This window comes from Aggregatilinea sp. (assembly GCF_036822615.1).
Lineage (GTDB): Bacteria > Chloroflexota > Anaerolineae > Aggregatilineales > Aggregatilineaceae > Aggregatilinea.
On record NZ_DAISHJ010000003.1, the window covers coordinates 41945 to 58063 of the forward strand.

Genomic DNA, 16119 nt, shown 5'->3' on the forward strand with positions numbered 1-16119 from the left:
TGACGTACTAGTCTTATTCAGAGAGTGATCTATAATAATTTCAGGATTATCCAATGCTGGTATTGAAAGGAGAGAGTCATCCAGCATTGTTGTAGGGTATGCGCCCTGCTTACTTGCTGTCCATATAGTAGCCTTTTGGAGGAGAATTAAAGATGTCTCGACGACTTGTTACGTTGGCAGTTGCTTTGGCCCTGGTTTTGCTTGCAGTGGCCCCCACCCTGGCCCAGGACGACCTCAGCGGCCAGTTGGAAATCTTCTCATGGTGGGCTGGCGACGAGGGCCCCGCTCTGGAAGCCCTGATTGCCGAATACAATACGCTGCACCCGAATGTTGAAGTGAACAATGCCACGGTGACCGGCGGCTCCGGTGTGAACGCGAAGGCCGTCCTCAAGACCCGTATGCTCGGCGGTGATGCTCCCGACTCGTTCCAGGTCCACGCGGGCCAGGAACTCATCGGCACGTGGGTCGTGGCCGACCGCATGGAAGACCTGACCTTCCTGTTCGAGCAAGAAGGCTGGATGGACACGTTCCCGCAGGGCCTGCTGGACCTGATCAGCACGGACGAAGGCATCTGGTCGGTTCCGGTGAACATCCACCGCTCCAACGTGATGTGGTACATCCCCGACAAGCTAACCGAGTGGGGCGTCGAAGTACCGACCACCTGGGACGACTTCCTGGCGATCTGCCCGACCCTGCAAGACCAGGGCATCACCCCGCTGTCGGTTGGTGAAAACTGGACGATGATCCACCTGTGGGAAAGCGTCGCCGTGTCGCAGCTGGGCACGGACGGCTGGAACGCTCTGTGGGCCGGTGAGAAATCCTTCCTGGATGACGATGTCGTCGCCACCTGGGACCTGTTCGGCCAGATCCTTGACTGCTCGAACGCCGACGAAGACGCCGCGACGCTGTCCTGGCAGCAGGCGACCGACAAGGTTGTCAACGGCGAGGCCGCGTTCAACGTCATGGGCGACTGGGCCGCGGGCTACATGATGACCACACTCGGCCTGGAGCCGGAAACGGGCTTCGGTTGGGTTGCGTCACCGGGCACGGAAGGCACGTTCATCATGCTGTCTGACTCCTTCGGCCTGCCCATCGGCGCGCCGGATCGTGACAACGCGATCGCCTGGCTGCAGCTGCTCGGCTCGAAGGAAGGCCAGGACATCTTCAACCCGCTCAAGGGGTCCATCGCCGCACGGCTCGACTCTGACCTGAGCCTGTACAGCGTCTACTCGCAGTCCGCCGCCGCCGATTGGCAGTCGAACACCATCGTCGGCAGCCTGCAGCACGGCGCCGTTGCTAACGAGTCCTTCATGGGCGAGTTCCCGACCGTCATGGAACTGTTCCTCGGTGCGCGGAATTCCCAGGCGGCTGCCAACGCATCGCAGGTCGTCTGCATCCAGGCCCGTATCTGCCAGGGCTAACCACTGACCTTCAGCTCGCTGCGCTCACCATGAGCGCGGGCTGAGTACAACAGGGCCTCTGCGAGCCACTAGCGCCCCAGAGGCCCTCTGTCACTCCGGTCTTGTTCTGTCCCTTGCAGCCCGCGGAGCAACAATACTAATGGCAACACTTACGCGAGAGAAAACCTCCAGGGGGGCGCGCGCCAGATTATCCCTATCGCGCATGGACCGGGATCATCTGTATGCTTTGCTTACAATCCTGCCCTCGGTGATCCTGCTCGGCATCTTTGTATACGGCTTCATCGGCGAGACAGTATACTGGTCGCTGACGAGCTGGCGCGGCGTCGAACTTAATCCCACCAAAGCCTATATTGGTATTCAAAACTATAAAGATTTATTCACCGCCTTCGGCTCCATCGAACCGAAATTCCGGTTGGGCATTGTCAATACATTTTTCTTCACCGCTTTCTTCCTGGCGGGCTGCCTGACGCTCGGCTTCCTGCTAGCGGTGCTGCTCGATCAGAACATCAAGGGCGAAGGCGTGTTCCGCACCATCTTCCTGTTCCCGATGGCGCTCTCTTTCGCCGTGACGGGCACGATATGGCGCTGGCTGTTCAACCCCAACGGCGGCATCAATGCCCTACCTACTGTTGTCGGTGCTGACCCATTTACCTTCAAATGGCTGAACAACCGCAACGCATTTACCTTCAACTGGCATGAAGTGCCCTGGCTGATTACCGCGCTCATTGCCCTGGGATTGCTGGTGTACTTCGTCATGCAGATCTCGCGTCGTAACTACCTCAAGGCGATCTTTTTCGGCGTACCAATGGCGCTTATCTTCGCCTGGATTGCTGCCGACTTCGCCACGTGGGACCCCGCGCGCAAAGACGAGTTGATGCACGGGCTGTTCCAATGGTCAACCATGCTCGAAGTCATCGCGGCGATCGTCGTGATCCTGTTCTGTTTGGGTACAATACAGGCGTTATGGCATGGCAGTCGGCGCTCAGCCATCTGGATGGGCATCCCGACCGTGCTGCTCATCCTCTGGTACTTCACTGGCGGTCCCGACCGCCTGCCGCAGCTTGACATTCCCGCCGCCGAATCACCATACGGCTTCAACATGGCGCTCATCGCCCTGATTGTCGCGGCAGTATGGCAGCTTTCGGGCTACACAATGGCGATGTATCTCGCCGGAATTCGCGGTGTCTCCGACGAACTGCGCGAAGCCGCCCGCGTCGATGGCTGCAACGAGATCCAGGTCTACACCAAGATTGTGCTGCCGCTGCTGCGCCCGATTACACTCAGCGCAGCGATTGTGCTGGGTCACATCTCGCTGAAGATCTTCGACCTGATTTTTGCGATGGTCGGGCCAGACTTCCTGCCGACGACCGTACCCGGCGTGCAGGTCTATTCGATGTTCCGCAGCAACGAATTCGCCAAAGGCAGCGCGATCGCTATCGTGCTGTTGGTGATGGTCGCCATCATCATCATCCCCTATCTGGCAACGCAGCTGCGCGGCGAGCACGAGGTCTAAGGAGAGATACGCATGGTTCCTTACATTTTCTCCTGGATCGTGTTCGGCCTGCTGCTCGGCAGCCTGGGGTCGTACCTGTTGTACCGGTACTTCGACCGCGAGGAAGAACAACAGCACGCCGCGCTGATCGGAGGGCTGGTCGGTGCGGTGGGTAACCTCATCGCGCTGATTCCGCTGTGGATCTATCTCTATTCGCACAATACCACCGCCCCGTCCCAACTTGCTGCCGCTGGCGCGATGGCCGAGGGCGGGTCCGGCGCGATCCCTGCGACCAGCGACGCAGTCCGGTGGCGTCCAGAAGCCAAACGCAAAAGAATCACAAGTGATCGGCAGGTCAGGGCAAAACGGACTGCCAGGACTGGCGGACGGTTGCTGCTCTACATCCTGCTGATCGTCCTGGCGATGATATACCTGATGCCGATGTACACCGTCATCACCACCAGCCTGAAGACGCCGGACGAAGCCGGACAGCTTAACAGCGTGTGGAATCTGCCGACGAAAATCAACTGGAACAGCTACCAGCAGGCATGGGATCTGCTGGGACCGAAGCTGCGCAACAGCGTGATTCTGACCATCACGGCCACGATTCTGTCAGCAATTATGGGATCCATCAACGGGTACGTGCTGGCGAAATGGAGGTTTCCGGGGGCGAACATCGTCTTCCCGCTGATGTTGTTCGGCATGTTCATTCCTTACCAGAGCGTGCTGATCCCGGTGTTCCAGTTCATGAGCGACGTCAATCTGGGCGGCACGGTCGCCGCGCTGATCATCACGCACGTGGTGTACGGTCTGCCGATCACCACGCTGATCTTCCGCAACTACTACGTCGAAGTGCCAACCGATATGATCGAGGCGGGCAAGATCGACGGCGCGGGGTTCTTCGGCGTATATCGCTGGATCGTGTTCCCGCTGTCGCTGCCGGGCTTCGTAGTGGTCATCATCTGGCAGTTCACGCAGATCTGGAACGAGTTTCTGTTCGCCGTCACGCTCACCAGCGGCACAAAGGCGGAACCGATCACGGTTGCACTGGCGCAGTTGGCGGGCGGCGAGGCCGTTAAGTGGAATCTGCCGATGGCGGGCGCGGTCATGGCCGCGCTGCCGACGCTGTTGGTATTCATCTTCCTGGGCCGCTACTTCATCCGTGGGCTGCTGGCCGGGTCGGTCAAGGGGTAACGCGTTGAAGATGCTCTGCCCTCACGGGCTGCGAAGTGATGAGCAAGACTGAGGTTTTTTCTCGCTCGAATGAGTAGAACAAAAAACAGGCGCTGCGAACGGTATGCAGAGCCTGTTTTTATTCGGCGGATCGGGGAATGCTAATCCTGAGCCGGAGTCTTCTTAGCTGAAGATTTGGCGGTCGTTTTCGACGCGGTTTTCGTCTTCGACGTTGATTTCGTCGCAGTCTTTGACGTCGATTTTGAGGTGCTCTTGCTCGTTGACTTCGCGCCAGATTTCGTGCCGGACTTGGGCGCGGTCTTCGGCGTCTTCTCAGCCATCTTCGCACCCTTCTTGGCGGCAGGCTTCTTGGTCTGCTTCTCGCTCAGCAGGGCCAGGGCCTGTTCCAGCGTCACATCCTGCGCCGTGAGCGACTTCGGCAGCGACGCGTTCACCTTGCCGTGCTTCACATACGGGCCGTAGCGCCCCTCGTAGAGCCCCACGACGCCGCCTTCGGGGTGCTCGCCCAGCTCGCGGATCATCTCCGTCTTGCGGCGGCCCTTCTCTTGAGCCAACAACTCAAGCGCCCGCGCAAAATTGATCTTCAGCACGTCGTCGGTCTTCGCCAGAGAGCGATATTCCCCATCGTGGCGCACGAACGGCCCGAAGCGCCCAATCCCGGCTTCAACCGCCTTGCCATCGTCGGGATGCGGGCCGAGATTGCGCGGCAGTTCCAACAGGGCAACCGCCTGATCCAGCGTGATCGTTTCCGGCTTGAGCGTCTTCGGCAGCGAAACACGGGGCGGCTTGACCTTTTTGCCACTGGCTCCGCTTTCGCCATTTTCGCCTAACTGCGCATAAGGACCATAGGGGCCGATCAGGATAAACACCGGCTCGCCTGTCTTGGGATGGTGGCCCAGCGGTTGGGGCCCTTCCTCTTTCTGGCGCAGCAGGTGCTGAATCTCTTCATCCACGAGATCGCCGGGGGGCATCGCCTCGGGCAGCGAGACACGCACCAGATCGCCGCCGTTCTCGTATTCGAGGTAAGGGCCGTAGGGACCGATACGCACACGAGCACTCAGCGGCAGGACCTCAAGCGCGTGGATCTCACGCGGGTCGATCTCCTGTTCCTTCGACTTGACCTGCTGATCGAGACCGGTTTCGCCCAGGTAAAATGATTTCAGGTAGGGCACGCCTTCGATGCCGCCGCTGGCAATATCGTCGAGCACCTGCTCAACGCGTGCCGTAAACTGCGTATCGACCAGTTCGGGGAAATGCTCCTCCATGAGCCGGTTGACCGCAAATGCGGTGAAGGTCGGCACGAGCTGGTTACCCTGCTTCACAACGTAGCCGCGATCCTGAATGGTACTGATGATGGTCGCGTAGGTGCTGGGACGGCCAATGCCGTTGCTTTCCAGCTCTTTGACCAGCGTCGCGTCGGTGTAGCGCGCGGGCGGCTTCGTATCGTGGCGGGTGGGATCCAGCGCACGGCAGTCTACCGGCTCGCCCTGCTTGAGCGGCGGCAGAATCGTCTCCTGGTCATCCAGGGCCGCACTCGGATCGTCCGCGCCCTCGACGTACGCCCGGAAGAATCCAGGGAACACGACGCGCTTGCCCGATGCGCGGAATTCCGCATCCGCAACTTCAGTCGTGACCGTGCTCAGCTTCAGCCTGGCGTTCGCCATCTGGGTGGCAATGGCGCGCTTCCAGATCAGGTCGTACAGGCGGAACTCCTGCCCGCTCAGGTGAAGTTCTTCCGCCGTGGGCATCTTCTGCCCGGCGGGACGGATCGCCTCGTGAGCTTCCTGCGCGCCCTTCGACTTCGTGCGAAACTGGCGCGGCGTCGGGCTGAGATAATCCGTACCGTACTTCGTTGATACGCATTGGCGAATCGTCGCCAGCGCCTGTTTGGACAGGTGCACGGAGTCGGTACGCATGTAGGTGATATACCCGCGCTCGTACAGGCGCTGGGCGACCTGCATCGTCTCACGCGCGGACAGGCCAAGCTTGCGGTTGGCTTCCATTTGCAGCGTGGAGGTCGTGAACGGCGGCGAGGGCGTGCGCTCCTGCTCGCGCTCGTTGACATCTTTCACGGACCACTGGCTCTTCAACAGCCGGTCGCGCAGATCTTCGGCCTGCTTCTGATCGAGCAGAACAACTTTCTTACCCTTCGGGATCTTGCCCGTCGATTCGTCGAAGTCCGTACCCGTCGCCAGACGCACGCCGCCCAGGGTGACCAACTGGGCCGCGAACTGCTCCGCGTGCGCTTCGATCGTGGCTTTGAGGTCCCAGTAGGAGCCGGAACGGAAATTGCGCCGGTCCTGCTCGCGCTGGACCAGCAGGCGCACGGCTGCCGACTGCACGCGCCCGGCAGAAAGGCCCGGCGCGACCTTCTTCCACAGCAGCGGAGAGACGGTATAGCCCACCAGCCGGTCAAGGATGCGGCGCGTCTCCTGCGCTTCGACCAGATCCTCATCGATGGTGCGGCATTTCTTCAGCGCATCCTGGATTGCTTCGCGCGTGATCTCGTGGAAGACCATGCGCTTGATCGGGATATGCGGCTTGAGCACCTGCGTGAGATGCCACGCGATGCTTTCGCCCTCGCGGTCTTCGTCCGTCGCCAGAATGAGTTCGTCAGCGGATTGGAGCGCGATGCTCAGTTCCTTGACGACTTTCTTCTTGTCTCTTGAAATCACGTAGAGCGGCTCGAAACCCTGCTCGACATTCACACCCAGACGCGCCCATTCTTCGCCTTTCAGCTTGGGCGGGATCTCAGCGGCGGAGGCTGGCAGGTCACGGATGTGCCCCATGCTCGCCTCAACCTGATAGTCCTTGGGCAGAAAATCGCGGATCGTCCGCGCTTTGGTTGGTGATTCAACAATGACCAGCTTGCTCACGCGACACCTATGATGACTACCTGATCACAACAATCGTCCGGTGATACGGAACCAACGTGCAGTAAAGTTTTATGACAAACCGTGTGATTGAAAAAACTTTTGGTAGGAGTCTTGCGGAAGCCTACCACTGTATTGGTAGGCTGGCAAGTGCCATTTACCAGGGGCCCGCTGCCCGGCACTGCCGGAAACACGTCTTTACTATGGCCGAAAACGAGCGAAAAGTCTACTAAACCTCTGTTAGAACGCTGCCAACCGTCAGGCTTCCGGCGCGGCGACCGGCGGCAGTTCGAGCATGCCGTCCACATCTTCAACGACCACATCACCCGGCGTCAGGTGAAACACCAGCGACGCGTCGTAGGGCACGACGATCGAAAAATCGGCGCGCGAAAGCTGGCCCATGATCGGCTTGCGGCGCGCGACGATGTACACTCCGGCGTCGTCCTGCTCACCCACCAGCTCGAGTCCAAAGGCGGCTTGCATCGCAGCCTGTACGATTACTTTGGGCGCAGCATGGCGCTGTACGCTGACGCGACAGCCGCTGCCGCGCACATAGACAGTCACCGGCAGCGTCACGCGAAACACCTGCGTTTCGGTGCGCTGCGAGACGCGCGGTACCGCCTCGCTCACGGCAGTCACCGCCGACGGCCCACCAAACCGGACCGCCCAGCCCATCAACGTACGCATCATCTTCAACTTGCCCATGTCTGCTCCGCCAGCCACTCCTCGACCACGTCCGCGACCGCCTCCGCCTGCTCCAGCGGCAGCATATGCCCTGCCCCATCGATCTGCACGAGCGTGCTGTTGGGAATGCGCCCGGCAAGCGTGGCGCTGAACTTGGGCGGGACCATTCGATCCTCGCTTCCCACTAATATTAAGGTGGGTGCGGCGATCCTGCCAAGCTGTTCGCGCACGTCGAAGCGCTGGCAGGCGAGATAATCAGCGCGCAGGACATCGGGCCGCACAGCCTGCAGATTATCGAGATTACGCTGCTTCCAGGCGGGCAAAGCCCCTGCGCTCCACGAGCCGTCTACGATCCAGGGCAACGTAGCATCCCGGTCCGAAACGACACGCTCAGGCAGATCGGGCGCAACAGGCAGCTTGCTCCCGGTCCCAATCAGCACCAGCCCCGCGACGTGCTCCGGCCAGTTGAGCGCGATCTGCTGCGCGATCCCGCCGCCCATACTGTGCCCGGCGACGATCGCGCGCGCTATACCCAACGCGTCGAACAGCCCGCTTACAGCCTCAGCATAGGCCTGCGTATCCTCGCAGCCCGATCCGCTCGATTTGCCGTGTCCGGGCAGATCCACCGCCACGATACGCGCTCCTGGCAGCCGCCGCAGCGACGCGGGCCAATCGAGGTGCGACCCGCCTGCCCCGTGGACCAGCACCAGCGGCGGGTAGGCGCTGCCATCGAGCTTACGCTCGGCAACGTAAAGCGTTTCCGTCCCAACAGACACGTGCGGCATACCGGCTCCTTGACACAGCGATCGCGCACCTTCAAGTCTAGCCCAGAGCCGCGCACCGATCCAACTGCGGGCAATTTGGCTTGACGCTCCCGCGTGGGGCGGCTATACTCGCTTCTGGACTGTGATGCTGGCTTTCTGCGAGGAAAAACTTATGGCAGATGACGCAACCTCTACCTCCATCAGCCCGGAGCTGCTCGACATTCTGCGCTGCCCGGTCGCCGTGCATTACACCGATCACGGAGACGATCCGGGCCGTCTGGAGCTGGCGCACGGCTGCTGGCTGGTTTCCAAAGATTCCGGCTACAAGTACCCGATCCGGGACGGCATCCCGGTGATGCTGGTGGAAGTGGGCGAGAAGTACAAAGACGTCGCAGTTGACGACCTGCCCGTTCCGCCGCCCAGCGAAGACTGATCGCGTGCATTGAAAGCTGAGCGCCCGGCCCTTATGCCGGGCGTTTTCGTTCACGCTGCCGCCTGAAATTGTGTAGCCCCATAGTCAGCTAGTCCCGCGTAACAGCTTCTGCTATACTGGCGTGCAGATTACCTCCTATATTATGACGCGTGTTCCGGGTGAAAATAACGATGGGCCAATCACCAGATCTCCCGCAAAATTCTGCTTCGAACCACGCCGACCTTACCGTACAACCGCCCGATCCGCTTTTTGGGCGCGACGCGGAACTGAATACCCTCCGCTTCGCGCTGGAGGACCAATCGGCGGTGCTGCTTTATGGCCCAGCGGGCATCGGTAAAACAGCCCTCGCGGCGCGTGTCGCGGAAGAATACGGCGAGCAGCACGAACTGCTCTGGTTCACGCTGCACGGCGATCCGCTGCATGCGCTGCTGAACCAGATCGCGCGCGCCTACGACGCGGATGTGGTCAGCCCGGAAGACGATCTCAGCGAACAAATCGGGCGCATTCGCGCGCTGCTTCAGGAAAACCAGCCGCTCATCGTGCTGGACGGGCAGATCGACGTGCGGGTGGCACGCCAGTTCGTACGGGACTGCGCGACGAATGTTCCGGTCATCGTGACGCATCCGCGGGCCATCGAAGGGCCGTGGACGCAGCACGAAATCGCCCGGTTGGATGGTGACGCCTCGAACGCCATGCTGCTGCATCTGGCCGGACCGGACCTGGAAGCCGACCTGATGGACCTGATGACGCTGGGCGAGCAGCTTGGCGGCAATCCGCTGGCGATCTCCATCGCAGGCCACCACCTTTCCGCAGGCATCATGTCCCCCAGCATCCTGCTCACGCAGATGTCGGGCATTCCTACCGCCCGTCTCAACCCGCCCGCCGCCGTCCTGGCCGCTGCCTATCGTGCGCTGCCCGCGCCCCTGCGCGGCATGCTGCTGTTGGCAGGCACGACCTTTACCGGGGGCGTAAGCGAAGAACTACTCGCGGATGTGAGCGGTGCGCCTGCCGCCGCCGTGCGCGCCGGAATGCGCCAGCTTGTAACACGCGGCCTCGCCACGGAACGAACAGCTTACAACCAGCCCTACTTCTCCGTGCACGACGTGGTGCAGGCTTTCGTCTACGCCCTGCTGACCGGCAAGCAGCAGATCGACACGCTGCGCCAGCGTCACCTGAACGGCCTGCTAAGCTACGTCCAGCGTCACAGCCGTGACGATACGCCCGAGGATTACGACCGGCTGACTGCCGAGATCGACACCATCATGGCGGCGGGTCTGTACATGGCACGCACGCGGCGGGACGAGGATCTGCAAACGCTGATCGAACTGCTCGATCCCGACGAGCCGGAGAGCTTCGTCAACACCTGCAATTACCAGTCGGAATTCGACTGGCTGCTGTACATGATGGTCTATCCCGACAGCGCCGAAGACGAGCCGGTCGAGGCCGCGCCTGCGCCACAAGCCGTTGTGACCGCCGAAACTGCCGAACCAGAAGCGGAACCGGAGCCAGAAACCGAGCCGGAAGCCGAAATAGAATCAGAGATGGAATCGATCCCCGCGCCGGTTGCGGAAGTCGAAGCCGCACCGGAACCGGTCGAGGAGCTTGAACCCGCCGCCGAAGAAATGCCGCTCGACTTCCTTAATATGGACGAAGCGCCGGAAGAAACCCAGACGGCGGATGATTGGTTCACCCTGGAAGCCAGCGACTCGCTCGTGGAGCCGGAAGTGATGGACGCGGCGTGGCTGTTCGCGGATGAGGATGCCGAGGAAACCGCAGCCGGTACGGACGAGGCTTCGGGCGACGCGGAACTCATTGCACCACCGGCCAGCGCAGCAGAGCAGGACGCACCTGCCGAAGCCAGCGAATTCTTGACAGAACTGGCAGAAGAAAGCGAGCCCGATGAGGCCGAGGCGAATGACGCAGAGGACGAGGACGTACTCGAACCGCTGGACATCATGAGTCTGGCGGAGCCGCTCAGCGATGTCGAACAGGTAGAAGCCGAAGCCGACCTCCCTTCAGAACCCGAACCGCAGCCCGAACCTGAACCGGCGGCTGCGCCAGAAGTGGTGAAAAAAGCGCCCACCGATGAGCCGACGCTCTCCGCCATTGCGCCCGCCGTGGACGCGGATCGCCTGCTGGAACAAGCCCAACAGGCGCGCGAAGCAGGCCAAATCGTGGAAGCGACCACGCATTACGAGCAGGCGCTGGAAGCCTATACTGCCGCCGAGGATGCGCGCGGCAGGCTCACGACGCTGGAAGCATTGGCGGAACTCAGCTTAAAGCAGCGCAGCTACGAGGACGCATTGAGCTACCTTGAACAAGGGCTGCAACTGACCGAGGACATCAACGTTCCGCAGGTCGAGGGCAAACTGCTGATGCTGCTGGGCGATCTCGAAGCAGCGCTGGGCAAACATGAAGGTGCGGAAGACGCATACCGCGAGGCGCTCAATTTGCTGCGCCCCTTCGAGGAATGGCCCGCGATCGGCAGGATTCTCGATAAGCTTGGCGCGCAGTACCTCGCGCAGCAGCGGTATAACGACGCGGCAGCGGTATTGGAGCAGGCCGTCTCTATCTTCGAGCGCACCAACGAACCCGAAATGCTCGGGTTAGCGCTGGACAAGCTGGGAGAGGCACAAACGGCGCTGCTGAACTGGAATGGCGCCAAAGGCGCTTACCGGCGCGCAATCAAGCTGGCACGCGACGCGGGAGACAGCGACTGGACCTATGATCTACTGATGGATCTGGGCGGCGTTACGGAAACCAGCGGCGATCAGCCGGGCGCGCTCCGGCTTTACCAGCAGGCGCTGCGGGCCGCGCTGGATCTGGGCGACGAGGCGGAGATCGGGCACGTGCTGCTTACCCTGGCACGGCTGCTCGTAGATGACACGATGCAGATCAACCGTGCGGTGCAGCTGCTGCAAGGGGCCGTGGAACGCCTGCCCGATAACACCGACGCACGGCGGCTGTTGAGCCGCGCCAAAGCCCGCCAGGAGCGGTTGACCAGCGCAGGTGTCACCCTCGCCGCGCCAGAGCCTTCGCTGGACGCCTTTGCGCTGCCCATCACGGACATCCAGCCTCAGAACTTGCCCTGACGAACGGACACATCAAGGGGAGCCAATGGCTCCCCTCTTTTTTCGCTCAATGTCGGTTACTTGCTCAGTATAGCGCCAGGGACGGATCAATGTCCCGCGCCCACTGGTTGATGCCCCCTACCATGTTCGTGACATTCGAATACCCCGCCTTGCGCAGATGCTCGACCACCTGGCCGCTGCGCACGCCAGACCGGCAGATCACGACTACAGGCTTATCGAGCGGGATCTCGCCCAGACGCTGATCCATTTCGCTCATCGGGATCGCCAGCGCATTATCCAGGTGGCTGATCAGCAGCTCGTACGGCTCGCGGACGTCCACCAGCACTAGCGGATCGCCTGCATCCAGGTGCGCTTTCACTTCCTGCACGGTCATTTCGGGCTTCATATCGGTCATGGAATCTGCCTGTGAAACATGCCCCGGCACGCCACAAAAGGCATCGTAGTCGATGAGCGCCGTAATCGTCGGGGGATCCCCGCACACCGGGCACTCGGGCCGTTTGCGCAGCCGTACTGTCTCGAATGTCATATCCAGTGCGTCATACAGCAGCAGGCGTCCCACCAGCGGTTGTCCGACGCCCAGAAGCACCTTGATCGCTTCGGTGGCCTGGATGGTACCAATCGTGCCGGGCAGCACGCCCAACACCCCGGCCTCGGCACAGCTTGGCACGAGATGCGGCGGCGGCGGATCGGGCAGCAAGCAGCGGTAGCAGGGACCGCCCTCCACACCGAACACGCTTACCTGGCCCTCGAAACGAAAAATGCTGCCGTAGACGAGCGGCTTGCCAAGCAGCACCGCCGCGTCGTTCAACAGATACCGGGCGGGGAAATTATCCGTGCCATCCACGATCAGATCGTATCCGGCCAGGATATCGAGCGCGTTCTCGCTCGACAGCAGCGCCTGATGCGTTTCGACCGTGACGTAGGGGTTGAGATCGCGCAAACGGGCCGCTGCCGACTCGACCTTCGGTACGCCGAGCGTACTCTGGCCGTGCACGATCTGGCGCTGGAGGTTGCTGGCATCTACGACGTCAAAATCGACCAGCCCAATCCGCCCGACGCCTGCCGCCGCCAGATACATCGAGACCGGGCTGCCCAGGCCGCCCGTTCCCACAACCAGCACGCTGGACGTCTTCAGCTTACGCTGCCCCTCTACGCCCACCTGCGGCAAACTGAGATGGCGCGCATAACGGGCCAGTTCTGCCTGTGACAGAGCCTCCCCGTCACCATTCAACGCAGTCATAACCTGTCCTTCACTTCCTACTGCGGCGTTCCGGTTCATCGAGGAAGCTCCCGCCGCTTTCAAAAACCGCTTTCTAGAGATTAACACAACCGCGCCCCAGGAACAGATGTTCCCAGGGCGCGGATTGTAGCACGCGAAAACCAGTTGGGGCAGTTAATTACCGAACTTGCCCGACCCCGCGCCGAAGATCCGGCCACTGAGCTTGAACCCACTCTCTTCCAGGCGCTCGGTGAACTTGGGCCGGAAGCCGCTGGGCATCAGTTGGCCGCCGCCCGCGTGGCTGGGGCCTGATCCGCGCGAATCGGGCGTCTGGTACACGAAGATATCCTGCAGCGTCACCTGATCGCCTTCCATGCCCTGCAGTTCCGTGATCTGGATGATCTTACGGCTGCCATCCTTCAGGCGGCTTTGCTGCACGATGAGCTGTACTGCGCTGGCGATCTGGCGGCGAATGACGTTCAGCGGCAGATCCATCCCGGCCATCAGCGCCAGCGTCTCAAGGCGACCAATGGCGTCGCGCGGGCTGTTGGCGTGAACCGTGGTCAGCGACCCGTCGTGACCGGTATTCATCGCCTGCAGCATGTCCAACGCCTCACCGGAACGGCACTCTCCCACCACGACGCGATCGGGGCGCATACGCAGGCTGCCCTTCACCAGATCGCGGATGATGAGACGCCCTTCCTCGCCATCGCCCTTCGGAATGGGCGGGCAGGTTTCCAGACGCACGACATGGCGCTGCGTTAGCTGAAGTTCCGCCGAGTCCTCGATCGTGATGATGCGCTCATCATCGGGAATAAACGCCGAGAGGACATTCAGAAGTGTCGTCTTGCCCGATCCCGTACCGCCCGACACAACGATGTTGAGCCGCGCCACCACACACGCGCGCAGGAATTCCGCTACTTCTTCCGACATGGAACCGAAGCGGATCAGGTCGTCCACGGTGAGCGGCTTGGAGGGGAACTTACGAATGGTGAGCGTCGTACCTTCCAGCGCGGACGGCGGCATAATCAGGTGCACGCGCGACCCATCGGGCAGGCGGGCGTCAACCATCGGGTTGCTGCGGCTGAAGTCACGCTGAAGGGGCCGCACGATGCGTTGGGCAGTCCACTGAACGTGATCTTCGTCGTCGAACGTAATCTCCGTCTCGGAAATTTTACCTTTGCGCTCGGCAAAGATGGTCTCAGGACCATTCACCATAATTTCCGAGTAGCTGACATCCTGCACCAACGGATCGATCGCCCCGAAGCCGAGCAAATCGACAATCAGGGCCTCTTCAAGCTGCGCCAGCTCTTCCGGCCCGAGCTTGATATTGGCCCGCTCAAGCACCATGCGCAGCCGGTCGCGCACGATCTGTTGGTGCTCAGGATTGGTGCTCGACATCTCGTCAAATTCATCCACCGTCGCCAGCAGCTTCCCACGGAGCTGTTTCCGCAGCATCGCAATACGCGGCGGTGTGCGGCGCTTGTCGGGTTCGATCTGCTGTTCCGGCGCAAACAATGTTGGAGAAGTGGGCCGAACCGGTTCCGGTGGCGTACCCATTGTCGGCAGCGACGTCGTGCTGGTGGGCTTTTGCTCTTCGGCCCCAACTCGATTAAGACGAGAAAGTCGTGATGACATACTGGCTTACCCCTCACCGCTCTGCGATGTGCTTACGAAAGTAATCCTTAAGACAGTGTAAGCCAGTTTATCGATATTTACACGTCATTCATGCATTTTTCATGAGAGCGTTGATTTAAGGGTCATCCGGGGGGAGCGCCAAACGCCGCCAACCAGCGGCTCACCAGCTTACGGCGCTTATCGTTGGCAGGGATCAAAGTCTGCGCGTACTCGGTATCGCTGCGCGCCTCTTCAGTCTGCCCGGCACGGTGCAGCGCCGCCGCACGATAGAGGTAAATTTCGGGACGGTCCGGCGCCAGGCGCTGCGCACGGGAAAACGCGTCCACGGCGGCACCCCACTGCTCCGCCGCGAATGCCCGCATACCGCGCCCGTAGTACGCGAGCCACTGCGTCGGGTCGAGCACCAGTCCGTACGCAAAATCATCGTCGGCGTCTTCGGCCCGGTTTTCGCCAAGCAGCGCCAGCCCGCGCGCCACGTATAATTCAGCGTTTTTGGGCTCGTTCTGGATGGCGGCGTCCAGATCCGCCACCGCAAGGTCGTATTTACCTTTTTGATAGTAATACAGGGCACGTTCATAGTAACGCTCGGCTACGCTGAGTCGGCGCCCAATCCGTCCGAACCGTTCATACCACGCGGGCTGGCCCATAACGAGTCCCTTTCACACCACCATAACTTCTACCTACCAGTATACCCTTCATAGAATCAGCGCCAGAGCGCGAAATGCGTTTGGCAGGTATCATACTTCTTGTATACTTCTTCATATTGGATTTATTTTACACACCAAGGACAACACGGTGCTCACGTGTGAAAAATGTGGTTTTGAGAACCCGGATGGCGTTCTGTTTTGCGCCAAGTGCGGCGCAGAACTTGAAGAAGAAAGCGACACCGATAGCGAAACTTTCCGCATCGAAATGGCCCAGGAAATTCAGCACCAACCGCGCTGGGGTACGGCACGCCTCGGAGAACACCGCCGGTTGTTTTTACATATTCGCGGATTCAGCCAACCACTTATTATTGATTTGCGCGAGCGGCTCGTGGTGGGACGCTTCGACCCCGATCACGGTGAGCAGCCGGACATTTTGCTGGATGAATACCACGCTCAGGAAGAGGGCGTCTCGCGCCGCCATGCGGCGTTTCTAGTTGAAGACAACGCGTTAAAATTAACTGACCTGGGCAGCGCCAATGCCACCTACTTGAACGGCATCGAATTGACGCCGTATCAAAAGCGGATCATGCGCGATGGTGACGAGGTACGTCTGGGGAACCTGGTCATGCAGGTTCGATTTGCCTGACCCACGTGGGGTCCTA

The 16119-nt window shown here is 60.8% G+C and carries 12 protein-coding genes; 6 read left to right on the forward strand and 6 right to left on the reverse strand.

Going from position 1 to position 16119, the window contains the following annotated elements:
• The first annotated feature begins 152 nt into the window (after positions 1-152).
• From V7116_RS02110 to V7116_RS02120, 3 genes are all read left to right on the forward strand, one after another.
• Positions 153-1421: an ABC transporter substrate-binding protein gene (locus tag V7116_RS02110; protein ID WP_324389929.1), complete on the forward strand. Its 1269-nt coding sequence runs from the start codon at positions 153-155 to the stop codon at positions 1419-1421.
• Positions 1422-1647: 226 nt separating this feature from the next.
• Complete coding sequence (locus tag V7116_RS02115; RefSeq protein WP_324389931.1) at positions 1648-2934, forward strand: carbohydrate ABC transporter permease; 1287 nt, start codon at positions 1648-1650, stop codon at positions 2932-2934.
• Positions 2935-3336: 402 nt separating this feature from the next.
• A complete protein-coding gene (locus tag V7116_RS02120; protein ID WP_349258394.1) occupies positions 3337-4107 on the forward strand; it encodes a carbohydrate ABC transporter permease in 771 nt (256 codons plus the stop codon).
• 140 nt (positions 4108-4247) lie between these two features.
• On the opposite strand, the gene topA is transcribed toward V7116_RS02120, so the two are convergent.
• The 3 genes from topA to V7116_RS02135 all read right to left on the reverse strand — a co-directional run bounded on the left by topA (position 4248) and on the right by V7116_RS02135 (position 8449).
• Positions 4248-6983, reverse strand: coding sequence for a type I DNA topoisomerase (gene topA / locus V7116_RS02125; RefSeq protein WP_324389935.1), 2736 nt, complete (start codon positions 6981-6983; stop codon positions 4248-4250).
• Between the two features lie 255 nt (positions 6984-7238).
• Entirely contained in the window at positions 7239-7685 is a 447-nt protein-coding gene (locus V7116_RS02130) for a hypothetical protein (RefSeq protein ID WP_324389937.1), read from the reverse strand.
• On the reverse strand, positions 7673-8449 hold the full coding sequence (locus tag V7116_RS02135; RefSeq protein WP_324389939.1) for an alpha/beta fold hydrolase: 777 nt from the start codon (positions 8447-8449) through the stop codon (positions 7673-7675). The genes V7116_RS02130 and V7116_RS02135 overlap by 13 nt, the downstream gene beginning before the upstream one ends.
• 151 nt (positions 8450-8600) lie before the next feature.
• Between V7116_RS02135 and V7116_RS02140 the strand changes: the two genes are divergently transcribed.
• Positions 8601-8861 (forward strand): Trm112 family protein, encoded by a 261-nt coding sequence (locus tag V7116_RS02140; RefSeq protein ID WP_324389941.1) that lies wholly within the window; start codon positions 8601-8603, stop codon positions 8859-8861.
• Positions 8862-9031: 170 nt separating this feature from the next.
• Positions 9032-11953, forward strand: a complete 2922-nt coding sequence (locus V7116_RS02145) for a tetratricopeptide repeat protein (RefSeq protein WP_324389943.1) — start codon at positions 9032-9034, stop codon at positions 11951-11953.
• A 64-nt stretch (positions 11954-12017) separates the two neighbouring features.
• Here the strand turns inward: V7116_RS02145 and moeB are convergent, their stop codons facing one another.
• From moeB to V7116_RS02160, 3 genes are all read right to left on the reverse strand, one after another.
• The gene (gene moeB, locus V7116_RS02150) at positions 12018-13193 is read right to left on the reverse strand and encodes a molybdopterin-synthase adenylyltransferase MoeB (protein ID WP_324389945.1); all 1176 of its coding nucleotides are present in this window, start codon (positions 13191-13193) and stop codon (positions 12018-12020) included.
• 153 nt (positions 13194-13346) lie between these two features.
• On the reverse strand, positions 13347-14810 hold the full coding sequence (locus V7116_RS02155) for a CpaF family protein (RefSeq protein ID WP_324389947.1): 1464 nt from the start codon (positions 14808-14810) through the stop codon (positions 13347-13349).
• 122 nt (positions 14811-14932) lie between these two features.
• Positions 14933-15457, reverse strand: coding sequence for a tetratricopeptide repeat protein (locus V7116_RS02160; protein WP_324389949.1), 525 nt, complete (start codon positions 15455-15457; stop codon positions 14933-14935).
• Positions 15458-15605: 148 nt separating this feature from the next.
• Between V7116_RS02160 and V7116_RS02165 the strand changes: the two genes are divergently transcribed.
• The gene (locus V7116_RS02165; protein WP_324389951.1) at positions 15606-16103 is read left to right on the forward strand and encodes an FHA domain-containing protein; all 498 of its coding nucleotides are present in this window, start codon (positions 15606-15608) and stop codon (positions 16101-16103) included.
• Positions 16104-16119 lie beyond the last annotated feature (16 nt).

Excerpts from the sequence above, each read along its gene's own strand:
- V7116_RS02110 (WP_324389929.1), top strand. The coding sequence starts at position 153 with ATGTCTCGACGACTTGTTACGTTGGCAGTTGCTTTGGCCCTGGTTTTG.
- V7116_RS02120 (WP_349258394.1), top strand. The coding sequence starts at position 3,337 with ATGATATACCTGATGCCGATGTACACCGTCATCACCACCAGCCTGAAG.
- V7116_RS02130 (WP_324389937.1), bottom strand. The coding sequence starts at position 7,685 with ATGGGCAAGTTGAAGATGATGCGTACGTTGATGGGCTGGGCGGTCCGG.
- V7116_RS02135 (WP_324389939.1), bottom strand. The coding sequence starts at position 8,449 with ATGCCGCACGTGTCTGTTGGGACGGAAACGCTTTACGTTGCCGAGCGT.
- V7116_RS02140 (WP_324389941.1), top strand. The coding sequence starts at position 8,601 with ATGGCAGATGACGCAACCTCTACCTCCATCAGCCCGGAGCTGCTCGAC.
- V7116_RS02145 (WP_324389943.1), top strand. The coding sequence starts at position 9,032 with ATGGGCCAATCACCAGATCTCCCGCAAAATTCTGCTTCGAACCACGCC.
- moeB (WP_324389945.1), bottom strand. The coding sequence starts at position 13,193 with ATGACTGCGTTGAATGGTGACGGGGAGGCTCTGTCACAGGCAGAACTG.
- V7116_RS02155 (WP_324389947.1), bottom strand. The coding sequence starts at position 14,810 with ATGTCATCACGACTTTCTCGTCTTAATCGAGTTGGGGCCGAAGAGCAA.
- V7116_RS02160 (WP_324389949.1), bottom strand. The coding sequence starts at position 15,457 with ATGGGCCAGCCCGCGTGGTATGAACGGTTCGGACGGATTGGGCGCCGA.